Genomic DNA, 18102 nt, shown 5'->3' on the forward strand with positions numbered 1-18102 from the left:
GGTCACGGCGGCTCGAGACGCGGCGGCGCGTGACCGCGCGCGGCGCTCAGCGCAGCAGCAGATTCGGCTGCAGCAGGTATTTGAAGCTCTCGGGCGTGCCCGAGGTCTGCGGCGTGATCAGCACGGGGCTGAGCTTGTTCGCGTTGTCGCTCGAGGTGAACGTGATCCGGGCGAACTCGCTCTTGACCGCACTCAGCGCCTCGAGGAGGTACTGCGGATTCAGGCCGAGAGTGACATCGTCGCCGGTGAGGGTCGCGTCGACGGCTTCGGTCGCACGCGCTTGCTCGGTACCGGAGGCATCCATCGACACACCGTCCTGCGTGAACGTGAACCGCAGGGGCGCCGAGCGATCCAGGACGAGGGCGACACGGCGCACCGCCTCGGTGAGATCGGCGGTGCCGACGACGGCGTAGTGGTCGGTCTGTTCGGGGAACAGTCGTCGCACTGGCGGGAAATTGCCCTTGATCAGGAGCGATGTCACCGTCTTGTTGCCCGACGTGAACGCGATGATCTCGCGATCGCCCGAGCCCGAGAAGGAGATCTGGATGTCGCCGGTGTGGGCGAACGTCTTGCCCACCTCGGTGAGTGTGCGCGCCGGAACGAGTGCCGTGGTGGACTCGTCGCTCGCGACCGTTCCGCCGTCGAATTTCACGTCGCGCAGCGCGACACGGTAGCGGTCGGTCGCGACGAGGCTGAGCTGCGTCCCGGCCACTTCGAGCTGCACACCGGTGAGCACGGGGGTCACGTCGTCACGCGAGGCGGCGAAGGCGACCTGCGAGATCGCGGTCGCGAACTCTTCGGCCGGAACGAGACCGGACTCGCCGGAGACCTCCGGGATCGCGGGATATTCCTGCACCGGCATGGACGCGAGGGTGAATCGGGCCGAGCCACAGGTCAGCACGATGCCGTCGTCCTCGCCGACCTCGATCTGGATCGGGGCGTTGGGAAGACGGCTCGCGATCTCGGACAGCAGTCGCCCGTGGACGAGGATCGTCCCGGGGGCATCGACGGTCGCCTCGATGGTCGTCCGGGCGGATGCCTCGTAGTCGAATGCGGCGAGCGACAGTCCGTCGTCGGATGCCTCGATCAGCACACCGGCCAGGATCGGCTGGGGGTTGCGCTGTGGCAGGAGCTTGACGACGAACGACACGGCCTCGCTGAACACATCGCGATTCACGTGGAACTTCACTGGCGCTCCCTTGACGGCGAGTAGGGCCCTCCCATGCTAGTGCCCTGTCTTGTCATTCTCTGCGCCGCTCTCGTTGCAACAGCGCCGGAGCAGGCCATCGCTCCCCGAATCGCACGAGGTGATCGAACGGGCTTCATCAAGGGAGTTCTCTGTCATGGTGTTAACGCCTGTGGAAACTGTGGATAAGTCGCGCGATCCCTGTCGTCGAGCCGGAACCACACGCGTGTAACTTGTGAACGCGTTGCGGATGCCTGTGTTCTCGGGGGTCCAGGCGGGTTCGACCGCGGTGCGAGTCATCCACAGGGTTCGTCTCGTTGCCCACAATCTTCCGATCCTGGCGACGAGTTATCCACAGGCTGTCCACACTGTGTAGAACGCGCATGATGAGGCACTCGGTCTCACAGTGTCAAATCTCGAGTGCCTTCGGGGCGCGCACGGGCGTGTCGCGATGCCTCCGCGAGCGCCCCGGCATCCGCGAAAGTCGGTCAGCGGCTGACGCGACCGAGCTGCGTCGTGATCTCCGACACCTGGTTGTAGATCGAGCGCCGCTCCTTCATGAGCTGCGCGATCTTCTTGCAGGCGTACATCACCGTCGTGTGGTCGCGGTTCCCGAAGAGCTGGCCGATCTTCGGCAGCGAGAGGTTGGTGCGCTCGCGGCACAGGTACATCGCGATCTGCCGGGCTGTGGCGACCGACTGGGACCGGCTCGAGCCGTAGAGGTCGTCGACCGAGAGGCGGAAGTACTGCGCCGTGGCCGCGATGATGTCGGTCGGCATGATGACATTCGCGTCGTCGGTGTCGACGATGTCGCGCAACACCGTCTGCGCGAGCGAGATGTCGAGGGTCGATCGGTTGAGGCTGGCGAAGGCCGAGACCCGGATCAGAGCGCCCTCGAGCTCGCGGATGTTGCTCGAGACCTTCGTCGCGATGTACTCCAGCACCTCATCGGGCACCATCAGGCGCTCCGACTGGGCCTTCTTGCGGAGAATGGCGATACGCGTCTCGAGGTCGGGTGCCTGGACGTCGGTGATGAGTCCCCATTCGAACCGGCTGCGCATGCGGTCCTCGAAACCGGTGAGGTGCCGAGGGGGGACGTCGCTGGTGATCACCACCTGCTTGTCGTGATCATGCAGGGTGTTGAACGTGTGGAAGAACGCTTCCTGCGTCTCGGCCTTGCCCTGCAGGAACTGGATGTCGTCGATCATCAGGATGTCGACGTCGCGATAGCGCGCCTGGAAGGCGGAGCCGCGGTTGTTGGCGATCGAGTTGATGAAGTCGTTGGTGAACTCTTCGCTCGAGACGTATCGCACGCGGATGCCCGAGTACAGGCTCAGGGCGTAGTCGCCGATCGCGTGGAGCAGATGGGTCTTGCCCAGTCCGGAGTCGCCGTAGATGAACAGCGGGTTGTAGGCCTTCGCGGGAGCCTCGGCGACGGCGACGGCGGCGGCGTGGGCGAAACGGTTGGACTGTCCGATGACGAAGTTGTCGAAGCTGTACTTGGGGTTGAGGCGCGTGTCGCTGCGCGAAGGTCCTGCGCCGGCATCCCCGTCATCGACGACCGGACGCGGCACGGTCGCCGGCGGAAGCGGCGAGCCGGCGGCGACGGGACCGGGCTGGATCGGGATCGGAGCGGTGAAATGCGCGTCGACGAGCTCGGGGTTCACGACGACGCGGAACGTGGATGCCGATGGCTCAGCATCGACGTGGGCGAGCGCCTCCATGATGGGGGCCCTCAGGCGCTTGTTCAGCTGAGCGGCCGTCAGGTCGTTGGGAACATCGAGGTAGAGGGTTCCCCCCATGACGCCCTGGGCGACGGCGAGACTGAGGAACCCCTGCATCTGCGGAGTGACCCGCTCATCGCCGTCGAGGTGCTGGAGCACCGCGTTCCAGACCGGGACATCCGGGACATCGTGCGGTGACATGGGCTCCCCAGGGTCGGATGATCAGATCGGCAGCCTCCATACGGGGTCCCAGTACCTGTGGATAACTACCCGAGACACGGTATCCAGCGACACCGTGACCAGCCAAATCCACTGTAGTTCCGGCCTGCGTGTCGTCAACAGGGCTCATCCACAGGCAGTGGATAATGGGGTCGTCGTCGTGACCTCCCGATCGCCGGTTTGAGGTCTCGGCTCTCTCGACGTATCCTTAGTCGGTTGACTTATGCCCGCATGGGCAGTCCCCTGTACCTGTGTCCCCGGTCTAGAGCGTTCGGGTGACCCGCCGATCCGGAGTGATCCACATGAGCAAGCGCACGTTCCAGCCCAACAACCGCCGCCGCGCCAAGAAGCACGGCTTCCGCGCCCGCATGCGCACGCGTGCCGGCCGCTCGATCCTGTCGGCGCGCCGCGCCAAGGGTCGCACCGAGCTCTCGGCCTGATCCACTCGCAGTGCTGGCGCGGGGGAATCGCATCACCCGCGGGGCGGAGTACCGTGCCGTCGTCCGCGGGGGTTCCCGCTGTGCCGGCGCGCACACGGTGACGTATGTCGTCACCACATCCGAAGACCGTTCGCCGCGCTTCGGATTCATTGTGAGCAAGCAGGTAGGGTCCGCTGTGACGCGCAACACCGTCCGCCGCCGGCTCAAAGCCGTGTGCGCCGCTGCGCTCGCGCAGGTGCCCCCCGGTGCTGACATCGTCATCCGCGCGCTCCCCGCGTCGGCCTCCGCCGACTTCTCCGACCTGCGGTCCGAGGTCGTGCGCTGTCTGAAACGGCGGGCCGCCGCGTGAGCGTCACGACGCTGCCGTCGTACTCCCTCGGAAGCGGAGTGCTCCAGGCATCAGGGCTCGCCGGGTCGGTTCCCCTCCTCCCCCGAAACCTCGGCCTCGCGCTGCTGCACGGATATCGCGCCACGATCTCCCACGTCTACGGCGACGTGTGCAAGTACTATCCGTCGTGCTCCGCCTACGCCGTGGGCGCTGTTCAGCAGCACGGCCTCCTCAAGGGATCGGCCCTGACGGCGGCGCGGCTCGCGCGCTGCCACCCGTGGGCGCAGGGCGGCATCGACGATGTCCCGCTGCATCCGCATTTCCGCCATGAGCTCACCCGGCACGGGTTCGTCGTGCCATCCACAGACGGTGGGCCTCTGGGCGCATCGCCGAGAAAGGACTGATCCGTGCTGGATCTTCTCACCGCCGCTGCCGCAGCGACGCCGACGCCGGTCGTGCCGACGCCCACGACGCCCGCACCGTCGTCGAGCCTCGACTTCTTCAGCACGATCATGTGGCCGTTCAAGTTCATCGTCGAGGCGATCTTGGTGTTCTGGCACTGGATCTTCACCTCGGTGGGCCTGCCTGCCGACGCCGGCCTCACCTGGGTGCTGTCGATCGTCGGGCTCGTGATCGTCGTGCGCTCGGCGCTGATTCCGCTCTTCGTGCGGCAGATCAAGAGCCAGCGGAAGATGATGGAAATCGCTCCTGAACTGCGAAAAGTTCAGGAGAAGTACCGCGGCAAGAAGGATCAGCTCTCGCGTGAGGCGATGAGTCGCGAGACCATGGCGCTGTACAAGAAGCACGGCACCACGCCCGTGTCGAGCTGTCTGCCCCTGCTCGTACAGATGCCGATCCTGCTCGGTATGTTCTACACGCTGAGCGACGTCAAGAAGCACGCCGAGTGGGGCGTCGGCGGTGTGGGTCTTTTGACGAAGGACCTCACGTGGCAGTTCTACGAGGCGAAGCTGTTCGGCGTCGCCCCTCTGCACACCAGCCTCACCGAGGCCATCGGCACGAAGCCGGATGGCTGGGAGGCCACGGTCACGATTCTCGTGATCCTCGTCGTCCTGATGATCGCGTCGCAGTTCATCACGCAGCTGCAGATCATCTCGCGCAACCTGTCGCCCGAAGCCAAGACCGGCCAGGCGTACCAGATGCAGAAGATCATGCTCTACGTCCTGCCGTTGGCGTTCATCTTCTCCGGTGTGTTCTTCCCCCTCGGCGTCGTTCTCTACTGGTTCACGTCCAACATCTGGACGATGGTGCAGCAGTTCCTCGTCATCCGGAACCTTCCCACCCCCGGTTCCGACGCGGCGAAGGCTCGTGAAGAGCGCCTGGCTCGTCGCGGGAAGGCGCTGGATGCCCAGGGCCGGGTGATCCCCCTCGAGAAGTACCAGGCCGAACAGCAGCGTCTGTACGAAGAGGCTCAGCGCGCGAAGGCGGAGGCACCGAAGCGCCAGCAGCCCAAGGGCAAGCAGAGGGCGAAGAAGGATGCCCAGCGGAAGTCGCCCGACGAGAACACGCGACCCGGAGGCGGCACGGCCGCCGGCCAGAGCAGCCCCAGCGATTCCTGAGTCACGAAGCGAGAGACAGCCATGAGCAACACGACGGATGCCCCGGTCGGCGATCGCGAAGCCACCACGGTGGAGCAGCTCGAGCAGGAGGGCGACATCGCCGCCGATTACCTGGAGGGCCTTCTCGACATCGCTGACATCGACGGCGATCTCGCGCTCGACGTGCGTGCGGGTCGCGCCTATGTCTCCGTCGAGAATGACGACGATGCCGCGCTCCGGTTGCTGTCGGACCCCGATACGGTGCAGGCGCTGCAGGAGCTGACACGTATCGCCGTGCAGACGCGCACCGGACGCTTCTCCCGCCTGATCCTCGACGTGGGTGGGTCACGCGACGCGCGCCATCGTCAGCTCGAGAAGCTCGTCGAACGAGCGATCGCGCGACTCGACGAGGGGGCTTCGCAGGCGTCTTTGCCGGCGATGTCGAGCTATGAGCGCAAGCTCATCCACGACATCGTCGCGGATCGTGGTCTCGTCTCGGAGTCGTACGGCGACGGTGCGGATCGTCACACCGTCATTCGTCGCGGCTGACATCCACCGCCGTTTCACGTGGAGCATCCCTGATGATCGAGAGTGAACCCACCGAGGCGGCCGTGGCGTTCGGTGAGAACATCGAGCGTGCACGCCAGTTCACTCAGGCGCTCGCCCAGCAAGGCGAGGAACGCGGACTGATCGGACCTCTGGAGCCTGCCCGTCTGTGGACCCGACACATCCTCAACTCGGCAGTCGCCGGACCGCTCTTCCCGGCCGGCGGGCTCGTCGGTGACGTGGGATCTGGTGCCGGTCTTCCCGGACTGGTGCTCGCGATCGCGCGCCCCGATGTCCGTTGGGTGCTGATCGAGCCCATGGAGCGACGCGTGTCGTGGCTGAATGAGCAGGTCGACAGCCTCGCACTGTCGAATGTCGAGGTGGTTCGCTCCCGTGGCGAGGAGTGGGACCGCGGCGCGATCTTCGATGCGGTCACGGCTCGCGCCGTGAGTGCACTCCGCACCCTCATTCCCTTGACAGTGCCACTGCTCCGCGCTGGTGGTGAACTGATCCTGCTCAAGGGGGCCAACGCCGCCAACGAAATCGATGCTGCCGAGAAGGTCATTCGCCGCCACAAGCTTGTTGACGTTCGCGTGGAGGTCATCGGAGCCGGCGTCATCACGGAGCCGACGAGAGTGGTGCGAGCAACGCGCGCAGCGTGAGGTTTCACGTGAAACACCGCGGTGCGACTGTTCTGCCGAGGTGCGCGAAGAGGGATGAGTGGGCGACGCTTCTGGCTCGCCGCGCTTCTTCGCGATGTGCGTCGTGCTGATTCGCTGAGACCGGTTATGTGTCGATGGCCTCGACGTTTCACGTGAAACACGCCTCCTCCGATCTGTCGCTGTGGATCTGTCTGGCGTGAGGGGCCGTGTGTGTCCGCTGGGGACGTCTGACCTGGGCCTGGATGTGGCGTGACGTAGCCCGATGCAGAAGCTCGACTCTCACGCGGTAGCGACATGTTTCACGTGAAACACTGGCGCCCCGAAGGGCGAGAGGCCGGATGCCTGCATTCTCGTGCCGTGTGGATCGAGGCGTGGATCTACCTAGCAGTGGCTTCGCTCCGTGATGCCACAGCAGACGTCGGTAGCGCGTCGGGTGCACCGTCCTTCGCACGCGGCAGAGATATGTCCGTTCCGGATGCCTGCTCCTGGAGACCATGGTGCGGTTGCGTTCTGTTCGATCCTGCTCATTCCGGAAAGTCTGCTCCACGGGCACGCGCGCATCGGCGTCCAGGGCCCGTCGGCCATTGTGTGCTCAAGGTGTCGGGTCACGTGCCGCGAGTGGAGAGAAGCGATGACTGTGCGACTGATCGATTGTTCGTCGTCGTTGGATCGTTGAGGCACACGGTGTTCGTCCCTAGGCAAGGCGGGGGTGAGTCGCGATGCAACCTCTTCGCAAAACTCGCACCGGCGCGGCCAGGAGCGCTGTGGTGCGGTAGCTCCCCCGCGTCACCCTTGATGAATGTTTCACGTGAAACACGCGCGCCGGTCGGTGAAGAGGGATCTGCTCGTGGGGACATGACCGGATACTCGCCGTCTGTGGGAGGTGAACCTTGCCGGGCTCCCCGGTTCCGACCTGAATGGCCTCGTGGTGGCTGGCAGACGACGGTCACCGCTTCTGACGGATGCTGCTGTGCGCACGGTCGTGCAGCGTGCGTGAACCACTGCCGTGGCGCAGCGCCTTCGCGCCGAGATCTGGCGTGGTGGATGGCGCCCGTGTGCACACCGCTACCGTTGTCGTGGCGTGTGGTGTGATAGTCGACGGCACGATCACGTGGAACGGTGTCACGGGCAATGTTTCACGTGAAACGTTCGGGGCCTCGAACGGCGATGATGCCATTCGGGGAGTGCCACGGTGGTGTGGATGCGACTGCCTGTTCCGTTGACGTCACGTGGTCTGGGGCCCAGCATCGGTCAGCTCGCGACATTGTTCGAGCCGGCAGGCCGTAGCGTCCCTGCACGATCTTGCGGCGCGCGCATGATGACGTGCTGTTGACCGACATGGGTCGCGCGTGGGAAAGGCGGTTGTTCGATGGGGTAGCCGACGCCGCTACTCCAGCGGACGCGCACGCGGTCCTCTGCTTTTCATGACGGACGGTCGCGTCGGCCTTCCTCGCTCCGATGACACCCATCTGCGTGTCGACGCCGCCAGCAGCAGATTCGGGACCTCCTGAGTGCCTCGCGGGGGGCGACAGGGCTGAGACGTCGAGGCGCTCACCCATCTATGTGCCCCACGCTCGTATCCACCCGGAGGCGACACGGCGGATCTGATCTCCTGGGCCCAACTGGGTCCAGTTGCGGAGTCGTTGCCCGCGGCAATTGGCCAGCTCACGATGTTTCACGTGAAACGGATCACGTGGTCCGCACCGTCCCGCACAAAGCTGGTCGCTCTCGTGACGAAGCAACCTACCCCGGGCGGGGAGTGCCCGCATCTCAGCAGCTCACGGCCCGCAACAGGCCACCTCAACGCCCGTCCTCGCGACGGCTCCGTGTCTCTCGCGAAGGGCCGTGGACGCCGGTGGCGTGGTGTCTCGGTGCTCGCGCTGTGATGCGGTGTCGAGCGACGGAGATGAATCTCAGGCCATGCCCCGACCGCCGGTGCCGGTGTGTTTCACGTGAAACACCCACGGCAGACACGCGCGTCGGATGCCTCGACTACAGTGGAATCGTCCCCGGAAAGATCAGGAGTTCACGGTGCCGGATTCGGAGAATGCGACCACTCCCGCACCCTTCTCCATCGATGACAGTCCCATCGCCCGCGAGCTGGCTGACCTCACCTCGCGCCGCAAGGCGCTCGACGGTGTGGAGCTGACGTTCGACGGCGAGACGCGGGTGGTGACGATCTCCAATCAGAAGGGTGGGGTCGGCAAGACCACCACCACGGTCAACATGGCGGCGGCGCTGGCATCCCTCGGCGCCCGCGTCCTCGTGATCGACCTCGATCCACAAGGCAACGCCTCGACGGCGCTCGGAGTTCCGCACTCAGCGGACATTCCGAGCATCTACGACGTGCTCATCGACGAGTTTCCGTTGAAGGACATCATCCAGACCAGCCCCGAGTCGCCTCGACTGTTCTGCGCGCCCTCCACCATCCACCTCGCCGGGGCGGAGATCGAGCTCGTGTCGCAGGTCGCACGCGAGCATCGTCTGCGTACCGCGCTCGAGGAGTATCTCCGCGCCAGCGATGAGCACCTCGACTTCGTGTTCATCGACTGCCCACCGTCGCTCGGGTTGCTGACGATCAATGCGTTCACCGCCGCGACAGAGCTGATGATCCCGATCCAGTGCGAGTATTACGCGCTCGAAGGACTGAGTCAGCTGCTCGGCAGCATCCGCATGATCCAGAAGCACCTGAACCCGGCACTGCACCTGTCGACCATCCTGCTGACGATGTACGACGGTCGCACGCGTCTGGCGCAACAGGTTGCCGACGAGGTCCGCGCGCATTTCCCCCGGGAGGTGTTGCGAACCGTGATCCCGCGCTCGGTGCGGGTGTCGGAGGCACCGAGTTTCGGGCAGACGGTCATCGCCTACGACGGACAGTCGGTGGGCGCCGTGTCATACCGCGAGGCAGCGGTCGAAATGGTTCGCCGATCCCTGACGGCGACGAACGAGGAGAACAACTGATGGCGAAGCGAACAGGCCTGGGTCGGGGGATCGGCGCGCTGATCCCCACATCGGAGAGCACGCAGTCGCGACCTGTCGACGTCTTCTTCCCCGGGGCCCGCACGGAGGATGCCTCGACCGCTGACACGAAGGCGACGAAGGGCGCAGCGACGACGGGGGACGACGCGGCGGATGCCACGCCGTCGTCGTCAGGCGAGACCGCCGCGGTGGTCGACGCGTCGTCGTCGTCCGACGTCGAGCCCTCCACCGCGTCGGACGAATCCGACCTCGTCTCGGTGCCGGGTGCGCGGCTGATCGCGATCGACCCGAACGACATCGTCCCGAACCCCCGCCAGCCGCGCACCACCTTCGACCCCGATGACCTGGCGGAGCTCGTCCACAGCGTCCGCGAGTTCGGTGTGCTGCAGCCCGTCGTCGTGCGCCGCAACGAGGCCGGTGCGTACGAGCTCATCATGGGTGAGCGTCGAACGCGCGCCTCGCGCGAGGCGGGACTGACGTCGATTCCCGCCATCGTGCGCGAGACGGCCGATGAAGACCTGCTGCGTGACGCCCTGCTCGAGAACCTGCACCGGGCGCAACTGAACCCGCTCGAAGAGGCCTCGGCCTACCAGCAGCTGCTCGACGACTTCGGCATCACCCAGGAGCAGCTCGCCGCTCGCATCGGGCGGTCGCGGCCGCAGATCAGCAACACGATCCGCCTGCTGAAGCTGCCGATGCCGGTGCAGCAGCGCGTCGCTGCCGGCGTGCTCAGTGCCGGCCACGCACGTGCCATCCTCTCGCTCGACGATTCCGTGCAGATGCAGCGCCTGGCGGACAAGATCGTCAACGAGGATCTCTCGGTGCGCTCGGCCGAAGCCGCCGCGGCGACCACCAAGGGCGGCTCGGCTCGACTGCACGCACCGCAGGCCGGTGCTCGTCGTGCGCACCTCGACGACGTCGCCGAGCGACTGGGAGATCGCCTGAACACCAAGGTGCGGATCTCACTGACGGCCAGAAAAGGCCAGATCAACATAGATTTCGCGACCATCCAGGATCTGAACCGCATCCTCGGCGAGCTGGGTGAGACGGAGTACGGAACCCCCTGATCCCGGCGCCGTGACGTCGTCAATCCCGCTTAGGCTGGAGTGGTGACTGATCAGCCGCCTGCGCCGCGACGAGCAAGCCTCGAGCTTCTGCGCGCGGAGGCATCCGATGAGCTGTCCGTCCTCGTCGAGGAGCGGATCCGCGAGGGCGAGGACCCGTGGGACTTCATGGAAGACCTGCCGTCGGTCGACGAGCTGGTCGTGCTGATCCTTCGTGCCGAGAACATCGCCTCGGATGGCGGCAACCGGCCCACGGCGGCGAGGAACTACCGTGTGCTGCGACAGATCGCGCTCGACTACCCGCCGCTCACCCGCGCGGTGTGGCGCCTTCTCGGCAGCGAACCGCACCGCCGGTGGGATGCCGCGGTGCGCGCCGAGGCTTCCTGACGGAACGCACACGACGAAGGCCCCCGACGCGATGCGACGAGGGCCTTCGAGAGAAACGGGTCAGCCGATGTAGGCGGCGAGGTCCTGCTCGAGGGCGAACTTCGGCTTCGCACCGATGATCGTCTTCTCGACCTCGCCCTTGTGGAACACCTTCATCGCGGGGATCGAGGTGATCTGGTACTGCATCGCGAGGTTCGGGTTCTCGTCGACGTTGAGCTTCAGCACCGTCAGCTTGTCGCTGTGCTCGGACTGGATCTCGTCGAGGATGGGGCCGACCATGCGGCACGGTCCGCACCACGCGGCCCAGAAGTCCACCAGCACGGGACCGTCGGCGTCGATGACGTCCTGCTGCCAGGTGCTCTCGTTCGTGGCCTTCGCAGTCATGTTCTTCTCCTTACAGAAGCGTTGCAATGATCCAACACCCGGATGCCCGGGTTTGTTCCGTCAGGCCGCGTCGTTCTCGACGGCGTCGGCGTCGGTCTCGGGCGGCCCGTCGATCTCCGCGGCGTCCGGCGCGGGTGCTCCCGCGTCGCCGAGCGAGGCCAAGTAGTGTTCGACGTCGAGCGCCGCTGCCGTCCCGCTGCCGGCGGCGGTGACCGCCTGGCGGTACGTCGGATCGATGACGTCGCCGGCGGCGAAGACACCCGGCAGCGACGTGCGCGACGACCGGCCGTCGACCCACACGGTGCCGTGCTCGGTGAGTCGAAGCTGATCGTGCACCAGGTGGGTGCGCGGGTCGTTGCCGATCGCGACGAAGACGCCCGTCACGGGGAGCTCGCGGGTCGATCCGTCGACCGTGTCGCGCAGCAGCAGGCCGGTGACGGCGTCGCCACCCAGAACGTCGGCGACCTCGCTGTTCCACACGAACTCGATCTTCTCGTTCGCGAAGGCGCGCTCCTGCATGATCTTCGAGGCGCGCAGCTCGTCGCGACGGTGGATGACGTAGACCTTCGAGGCGAACTTGGTGAGGAACGTCGCCTCTTCCATGGCCGAGTCGCCGCCGCCGACCACGGCGATGGCCTGCTCACGGAAGAAGAACCCGTCACACGTGGCGCAGTACGAGACGCCGTGGCCGGAGAGGCGCTGCTCGCCCTCGATGCCCATCTTGCGCGGTGCCGAGCCGGTGGCGAAGACGATGGCATCCGCCTCGTGCACCGCGCCGCTGCCCAGCGTGACGCGCTTGACGCGGCCCGCCAGCTCCAGCGAGGTCACGTCGTCGTACAGCACCTCGGTGCCGAACTTCTCGGCCTGCTCCTGCATCTTCGCCATGAGGTCGGGACCCATGATCCCCTCCGGGAAACCGGGGAAGTTCTCCACCTCGGTCGTGTTCATCAGCTCTCCGCCGGCCTCGACCGAGCTGGCGATCAGGAGCGGTGCGAGGTTAGCACGCGCCGCGTAGATCGCGGCGGTGAAACCCGCCGGTCCGGAACCGATGATGATGACCTGTCGCACGTGCTCTTCCTCTCCGCACGGGCCCTGATGAGGACCGCTCTGCGTAGAACCCATGCTAGCCGCGGCGCATTCCGCGACGAGGGCCGATCGCCTCGGGAACGCTGGAGGCGAGGAGCCCGTCAGCGCCCGGCGATGCGGCGGATGGTGCGCACGGCCATGCCGAGCTCCGGGGCGCGCAGGAGCGCGAGCGCGGAGATGTACACGAGCAATGCCGCCCCGCCGACGATCGAGGCGCCGATCGCACCCAGGAGGCGATCGCTGGCCAGCCAGCCGTCGGCGCCTCCGAGTACGACGAAGACGATCCAGCCGACGACGAATGCGGGCACGGCGGCGACGGTGAATCGTCCGAGGGCGAACCAGGTCGCACGCAGCGCACCGGTGTCGGTGTGGCGTCCGAGCAGCCGCACGGCCATCGGCAGCTGCACGAAGGTCGACAGCGACTGCGCCAGGGCGACCGCGGCGGCGAGGAATCCGAGCGGCAGCATCCCGGCCTGCACCGCGGCCCAGGCGATTCCCGCACCGAGGGCGGCAAGCGCCGCCTGCACGAACGAGAAGAAGAAGGGCGTGCGGGTGTCCTGGAACGCGAAGAAGCCGCGCCGGATGACGAGGAGCACCCCGAACGGCACGAGCGCCACGAGATAGCCGCCGAGCACCCAGGCCGTCGCGACCGCGCCCTCCGCACTGTTGCTGAAGATCCGCGAGATCGGCACCGAGGCCGCGCCGATCGCGGCGGTGAATCCGAAGGCGAAGACCGCGATCGCACGGATCGACTCGTCGAGGTTCGCGGCGACCCGCTCCGAGCGGCCCGTCGTGACGTCCTCCGCGAGACGGGTGAAGTACGTGGTCGAGATCGACATCGCCACGATCGAGTGCGGGAGCATGAAGATCAGCCACGCGTACTGCATGACGGCGACACTCGCGTCGCCGGATGCCTCGGTCACGATCCTCGTCTGAACGATGCCGGCGAGCTGGCCGACGACGACCGCGAGGAACGTCCACCAGGCGAGCGATCCGATCTGGCGCAGCCCGATGCCGCGCCACCGGAAGTCGGGGCGCACGTGCAGTCTCGTGCGCTTCCAGAAGAACAGCAGCACGACCGTCTGCAGCGCGATGCCGAGGGTCGCCGTTCCGGCCAGCAGCGCGACCTTGCCGGCATCCCATTCGCCCACGGCGGTGAACGGGCCACCGAACACCGCGAGGAACACCCCGAACCCCGCGATCGACACGAGGTTGTTGACGGTCGGCGCCCAGCTGTACGGGCCGAACACCTTGCGGGCGTTGAGAACCTCGCCCAGCAGCGCGAAGAGGCCGTAGAACAGCAGCTGGGGCAGCAGCCAATAGGCGAAGGACACCGTGAGTGCGTGCTGGTCCGGGGTCATCGTCGGGGCGTACAGGATGATCAGCAGCGGGGCGATAGCCATGAGGAGTGCCGTCGCGGCGACCAGCACCACGGTGCCGAGGGTCAGCAGCTTCGAGACGTAGCGTGAGCCGCCATCGGTGTGGGATGCCGCCTTGACGATCTGCGGCACGATGATGCCGGTGATCACACCGGCCGCGAGTAGATCGTAGAAGCTCGTCGGCAACTGCGAGGCGACGCTGAACGCATCCGCGGCCCTGCTCTGGAACGATCCGATGACCGCGATGAGGACGATCGAGCGGACGAGTCCGGTCGCCCGGGAGAAGAGCGTGCCCGCCCCGATGATGGCGCTGGCGCGACCGAGACTAGCCATCTCAGCTCTCTTTCCTGCGTCGGATCTTGCGGAGCGTCCGCACGATTCCGAGGACGATCATTGCGGCCACGAGTGCGACCATGACGGTGACTCCGACCGACTCCCACTCCGCCCGCACGGCGACGTGCACGGCGACGGGGCCGCCGATGGCCACGCCCTGGGGGCTGCGCAACTGCAGGTGCAGCGACGACTCGCCGCTGCCCACGCGCGCCTGCACGGGCACCTGGACCCGAGTGTTCTGGGCCGCACCCGCGTCGACGGCGGTCGTGTTCTGGACGATCATGCGCGGGTCGGTCACCGTCGCGATCAGCTGCAGCGTGACCGGCCAGCGCAGGTCGTTGCGCACCGAGAAGGCCAGCGGGGCGCTCGTGGCCGCGAGGGTGATGTCGCTGGGCGGCACGATCGCGACGGATGCCAGTGTCTCCTGCGTCGCCGTGCGATGGGCGCCGAGGGCCTGAGCGGCCAGGTCGGGGGTGGCGTTCCATCCGGCGCCGATCACGTGCAGCATCGCGGCACGCTCGGGCACGGTGAGCACAGTGGGGTCGGCGAGGATCGTGGCGAAGTCCGCGAGGGTGCGCTCGTCGCCGAGGAGGGCGTCGAGGCCGCCGACGCGTTCGGTCGCGACGGCGGCGGGCTTCAGGGCGACCTCTGACGGTGCGCCGGAGGTGAGCGTCGAAAGGTCGGTCGCGGTGCGTCCCCCCAGACGCGATGCGGATGACAGGGCGATCCGCACCCCTTCGGGTGAGGCGGCGATCGTGCGGTCGAGGGTGACCAGCAACGGCGCACCCGGGTGTGCGGCGAGGGCCAGGGCGCCGTAGGCGTTCGCCTCGGCCAGCGCGCCCGCCCGTGCGATCGGCGTCGGTGTCGTGGCCGCGACGGTGAGGGCGCGAGACGCACCCGCGTCCGCGAGGAGCACGCGGGCTCCGCCGACGGAGGTCCACGCCGGAGCGGAATCGCCGACGGTTCGGTCCGCCGCGTCATCCCCGTATGCGCCGGAGTCGACGAGCGTGATCGGCGGCCCGCCGTCCGTGGAGAGCCCCGAGAGCGCGGCGACGGTTTCGCTGCCGGCTGTTCCGGTCGCGGGCCAGAATACGGTCGCTGCTGTGGATCCGATGTCGGTGAGCTGCGTGAGGGTCGGCAGTGTGACCGCGCCGGAAGCCGACGAGGTCGGCATCGGCGTCGGTGCCGTGGGCGTGTCCGTCGTCGAGGTCGGGGTGGGCGTCGGAGCCTCCGATGCCCCCGCGAACCCGGATGAGACGAGATAGGGCGTCAGCGAGGGAACGTCGAGGGGCAAGGGGAGACCCGCGGCGACCTGGACGGCGACGTCGGCATCGCCGAACTGCAGCGCGAATCGCGAGTTCGGCAGCGCCATCAGGTCGGCCAGCCACGTCTTCGCGGTGGCGGGGGCGGTGGTGCCGAGCACCCGGACCGCCGCGACGACGGCGGGATCGATCGCGAGGATGGCGGAGGTCCCCGTGACCGCGTCGAGGAGCTTTCTGAGCTCTCCATCGGTGGCGGTGAGCTCGGACAGCTCCGCGGCGGTGAGCAGGCCGGACCCGGACGGGGTGGCGACGATCGGTACGACGACGCCGAGTGCGCCCGTGCCGGGGGACGAGGGCACGATCACGACGCTCGCGGCCGAGAGCGCGCCGCCGGTCGCGTCGTAGTCGGCGCGCAGCGGGTACACGCCCGGGGCGCGTCCGGCGAAGACCGCCGGGTCGACGGTGATGCTCGTTCCCGAGGTCTGCTGGGGTGCGACGGCGGCGAGCTCTCCGGCGCCTACCGGGACCTCGGTGCGAGACGCATCGGTCGGCGCGGCGGCGAGCCAGGACTGCACCTCGGTGCGCGTCGCCAGGGGGCGCAGCGAACTCGACAGACGCACCGCTCCGGCTGCCGCCGGGGTGTCGGATGTGTTCTGCGCCGACACCGTGACGATGACCGGCTGGTCGGCGGTGATGACCCCTGCCGCTCCCGGCGCGACTCGCAGGGAGAGGACCGGCGACCCCGTCGGCGATGGCGTCGGTGACGGCGTCGCCCCGCGGGCTGCTGAGACCGGCACGAGCATCAGAAGGAGGGCGAGTACCGTCACGAGAACCGCCGGGACGGCGGCGGTCCGGCGCGTCCGGTGGACAGGCGCGAGAGCAGGAGAGTGAGGGGTCATGACGGGTGTCGACTCGCGAGCGACTCGAGCCGCTCGATCAGGTGCGATTCTAGGGTCATCCCCCTGTGCGCTCTCCGTGACGAGCCGCGCCCGACGATACGCGAGAGAAAGAGCCCCGATGACCCGTGAGCTGCGACCCGACCCGGAGCGCTGCGCCGACCTGCGCGCCGACCTGCAGCAGGCGGGGTACACCGCCGATGCGGTGCGGACCGTGTGGGGCCCTCTCGCCGACGAGGCCGTCGGCCATGGGCTGCACGGCCCCGCGCTGGCCGCACTGGCCAGCGCTGCCGCATCGCCGCTGGTGACGCTCGCCCGGCTGCTCTTCCTCGGGGTGCCGACCCCACGGGCATCCGTCGATGCCGCGCTGGCACGCACCGGCGCGGCAGGGCTCGCTGCGCTGGGTCTGGCGACGGTCGACGGTGACGAGGTGCGCCCCGATGCGCTGCTGCGTCCGCAGGACTACGTGGATGCCGACGGTGCGGGCCTCTGGTGGATCGCGAGCGACCTCGACGAGGCCGCCGTCGGCGGCCCCCTGCCGACGGGGCACGTGCTCGGCGTCGGCGGGGCATCCCTCACCCTTGCGGGTCTGCAGCTGCCGACCCGGGTCGGCTCGGTGCTCGATCTCGGAACGGGCTGCGGCGTGCAGGCGCTGCGCGCGCGCCGCTTCGCGGACCGGGTCGTGGCGACCGACGTGTCCGAGCGCGCTCTCGCCTTCACCCGCCTGAACGCCCTGTTGAACGACGTCGACGGCATCGAGACGCGCCTGGGCAGTCTGTTCGCTCCTGTCGCGGGCGAGCTCTTCGACCGGGTCGTGTCGAATCCGCCCTTCGTCATCACCCCGCGTGTCGACGGCGTTCCGGCCTACGAGTACCGCGACGCCGGGTTCGCGGGCGACGATCTCGTCGCCGCATTCGTGAGCGGAGTCGGCGCGGTCCTGCAGCCGGGCGGGACGGCGCAGCTGCTGGGCAACTGGGAGTACCGTGCGGACGCGGACGGACTGGAGCGCGTCCGTGGGTGGATCGACGCGTCACCGGTGCCGCTGGATGCCTGGATCGTCGAGCGCGAGCGGCTCGACCCGCTCGCCTATGCCGAGCTCTGGGTGCGCGACGGCGGCACCGCGCCGGGGACTCCCGGCTACGCCCGCCTTATCGAAGCGTGGCTCGCCGACTTCGCCGCCCGTGGAGTGCAAGGCGTCGGCTTCGGGTACCTGGTGCTGCGCCGCGCGGCATCCGGCACGCCCACGCTTCGGCGGTTCGAACGGGTCACCGGGCCGGTCGGGTCGGGAATCGAAGGGGGCCTGGGCGCTCATCTCGCCGATGCGCTCGCCGCCGCCGATGCGCTCGCGGGCCTCGACGACGGCGCGCTCGCGGACGCCGTGCTGACGGTCTCGGGCGATGTCACCGAGGCACGGCACCACCTACCGGGGGCCGAGGCGCCGAGCGTCATCGAGCTGCGACAGGGCGGCGGGCTCGCCCGCACGATCGAGGTCGATCCGGCGCTGGCCGCGCTCGTCGGCGCCTCGGACGGAGACCTGGCCGTCGGCGCCCTGTCGGATGCGATCGCGCAGCTGCTCGAGGTGGATGCCACGGCGCTGCGCGTCGACCTGCTGCCGCGGGTGCGCGAGCTCGTGCTCACGGGGTTCCTCCGCATCGTGTGAGGACTGCG

At 67.8% G+C, this 18102-nt stretch carries 16 protein-coding genes; 10 read left to right on the forward strand and 6 right to left on the reverse strand.

Annotated features, from left to right (window positions below; genetic code table 11):
* Positions 1 to 46: 46 nt before the first annotated feature.
* Together dnaN and dnaA are read right to left on the reverse strand one after the other, a co-directional pair.
* Complete coding sequence (dnaN, locus tag JOE64_RS00420; protein WP_204962441.1) at positions 47 to 1189, reverse strand: DNA polymerase III subunit beta; 1143 nt, start codon at positions 1187 to 1189, stop codon at positions 47 to 49.
* Positions 1190 to 1674: 485 nt separating this feature from the next.
* Positions 1675 to 3111: a chromosomal replication initiator protein DnaA gene (gene dnaA / locus JOE64_RS00425; RefSeq protein ID WP_204962442.1), complete on the reverse strand. Its 1437-nt coding sequence runs from the start codon at positions 3109 to 3111 to the stop codon at positions 1675 to 1677.
* Positions 3112 to 3431: 320 nt separating this feature from the next.
* Between dnaA and rpmH the strand changes: the two genes are divergently transcribed.
* The 9 genes from rpmH (at position 3432) to JOE64_RS00470 (ending at position 11094) form a co-directional block, all read left to right on the forward strand.
* Positions 3432 to 3569: a 50S ribosomal protein L34 gene (gene rpmH, locus JOE64_RS00430; RefSeq protein WP_005054680.1), complete on the forward strand. Its 138-nt coding sequence runs from the start codon at positions 3432 to 3434 to the stop codon at positions 3567 to 3569.
* Between the two features lie 10 nt (positions 3570 to 3579).
* Positions 3580 to 3918: a ribonuclease P protein component gene (gene rnpA / locus JOE64_RS00435; protein WP_204962443.1), complete on the forward strand. Its 339-nt coding sequence runs from the start codon at positions 3580 to 3582 to the stop codon at positions 3916 to 3918.
* Positions 3915 to 4301, forward strand: a complete 387-nt coding sequence (gene yidD / locus JOE64_RS00440; protein ID WP_271202464.1) for a membrane protein insertion efficiency factor YidD — start codon at positions 3915 to 3917, stop codon at positions 4299 to 4301. The genes rnpA and yidD overlap by 4 nt, the downstream gene beginning before the upstream one ends.
* Positions 4302 to 4307: 6 nt before the next feature.
* On the forward strand, positions 4308 to 5474 hold the full coding sequence (gene yidC, locus JOE64_RS00445; protein WP_204964882.1) for a membrane protein insertase YidC: 1167 nt from the start codon (positions 4308 to 4310) through the stop codon (positions 5472 to 5474).
* A gap of 21 nt (positions 5475 to 5495) precedes the next feature.
* Positions 5496 to 6002 (forward strand): Jag family protein, encoded by a 507-nt coding sequence (locus JOE64_RS00450; RefSeq protein ID WP_204962444.1) that lies wholly within the window; start codon positions 5496 to 5498, stop codon positions 6000 to 6002.
* A 32-nt stretch (positions 6003 to 6034) separates the two neighbouring features.
* The gene (rsmG, locus tag JOE64_RS00455; RefSeq protein WP_204962445.1) at positions 6035 to 6661 is read left to right on the forward strand and encodes a 16S rRNA (guanine(527)-N(7))-methyltransferase RsmG; all 627 of its coding nucleotides are present in this window, start codon (positions 6035 to 6037) and stop codon (positions 6659 to 6661) included.
* Between the two features lie 2031 nt (positions 6662 to 8692).
* Positions 8693 to 9625: a ParA family protein gene (locus JOE64_RS00460; protein ID WP_204962446.1), complete on the forward strand. Its 933-nt coding sequence runs from the start codon at positions 8693 to 8695 to the stop codon at positions 9623 to 9625.
* The gene (locus JOE64_RS00465; protein WP_204962447.1) at positions 9625 to 10710 is read left to right on the forward strand and encodes a ParB/RepB/Spo0J family partition protein; all 1086 of its coding nucleotides are present in this window, start codon (positions 9625 to 9627) and stop codon (positions 10708 to 10710) included. The genes JOE64_RS00460 and JOE64_RS00465 overlap by 1 nt, the downstream gene beginning before the upstream one ends.
* A gap of 42 nt (positions 10711 to 10752) precedes the next feature.
* Positions 10753 to 11094, forward strand: a complete 342-nt coding sequence (locus JOE64_RS00470; protein WP_204962448.1) for a tryptophan synthase subunit alpha — start codon at positions 10753 to 10755, stop codon at positions 11092 to 11094.
* Between the two features lie 60 nt (positions 11095 to 11154).
* Here the strand turns inward: JOE64_RS00470 and trxA are convergent, their stop codons facing one another.
* The 4 genes from trxA to JOE64_RS00490 all read right to left on the reverse strand — a co-directional run bounded on the left by trxA (position 11155) and on the right by JOE64_RS00490 (position 16437).
* A complete protein-coding gene (trxA, locus tag JOE64_RS00475; protein ID WP_204962449.1) occupies positions 11155 to 11478 on the reverse strand; it encodes a thioredoxin in 324 nt (107 codons plus the stop codon).
* 60 nt (positions 11479 to 11538) lie between these two features.
* Positions 11539 to 12546: a thioredoxin-disulfide reductase gene (trxB, locus tag JOE64_RS00480; RefSeq protein WP_204962450.1), complete on the reverse strand. Its 1008-nt coding sequence runs from the start codon at positions 12544 to 12546 to the stop codon at positions 11539 to 11541.
* A gap of 119 nt (positions 12547 to 12665) precedes the next feature.
* Positions 12666 to 14276: a murein biosynthesis integral membrane protein MurJ gene (murJ, locus tag JOE64_RS00485; protein WP_204962451.1), complete on the reverse strand. Its 1611-nt coding sequence runs from the start codon at positions 14274 to 14276 to the stop codon at positions 12666 to 12668.
* 1 nt (position 14277) lies between these two features.
* Positions 14278 to 16437, reverse strand: a complete 2160-nt coding sequence (locus tag JOE64_RS00490) for a DUF6049 family protein (protein ID WP_204962452.1) — start codon at positions 16435 to 16437, stop codon at positions 14278 to 14280.
* A 118-nt stretch (positions 16438 to 16555) separates the two neighbouring features.
* Here JOE64_RS00490 and JOE64_RS00495 point away from each other — a divergent pair, with 118 nt between their 5' ends.
* Entirely contained in the window at positions 16556 to 18094 is a 1539-nt protein-coding gene (locus JOE64_RS00495; RefSeq protein ID WP_204962453.1) for a DUF7059 domain-containing protein, read from the forward strand.
* Positions 18095 to 18102: the final 8 nt, after the last annotated feature.

It is taken from the genome of Microbacterium dextranolyticum, assembly GCF_016907295.1.
Taxonomy (GTDB): domain Bacteria; phylum Actinomycetota; class Actinomycetes; order Actinomycetales; family Microbacteriaceae; genus Microbacterium; species Microbacterium dextranolyticum.

Excerpts from the sequence above, each read along its gene's own strand:
- dnaA (WP_204962442.1), bottom strand. The coding sequence starts at position 3,111 with ATGTCACCGCACGATGTCCCGGATGTCCCGGTCTGGAACGCGGTGCTC.
- rpmH (WP_005054680.1), top strand. The coding sequence starts at position 3,432 with ATGAGCAAGCGCACGTTCCAGCCCAACAACCGCCGCCGCGCCAAGAAG.
- JOE64_RS00450 (WP_204962444.1), top strand. The coding sequence starts at position 5,496 with ATGAGCAACACGACGGATGCCCCGGTCGGCGATCGCGAAGCCACCACG.
- rsmG (WP_204962445.1), top strand. The coding sequence starts at position 6,035 with ATGATCGAGAGTGAACCCACCGAGGCGGCCGTGGCGTTCGGTGAGAAC.
- JOE64_RS00465 (WP_204962447.1), top strand. The coding sequence starts at position 9,625 with ATGGCGAAGCGAACAGGCCTGGGTCGGGGGATCGGCGCGCTGATCCCC.
- trxA (WP_204962449.1), bottom strand. The coding sequence starts at position 11,478 with ATGACTGCGAAGGCCACGAACGAGAGCACCTGGCAGCAGGACGTCATC.
- murJ (WP_204962451.1), bottom strand. The coding sequence starts at position 14,276 with ATGGCTAGTCTCGGTCGCGCCAGCGCCATCATCGGGGCGGGCACGCTC.
- JOE64_RS00490 (WP_204962452.1), bottom strand. The coding sequence starts at position 16,437 with ATGACCCCTCACTCTCCTGCTCTCGCGCCTGTCCACCGGACGCGCCGG.
- JOE64_RS00495 (WP_204962453.1), top strand. The coding sequence starts at position 16,556 with ATGACCCGTGAGCTGCGACCCGACCCGGAGCGCTGCGCCGACCTGCGC.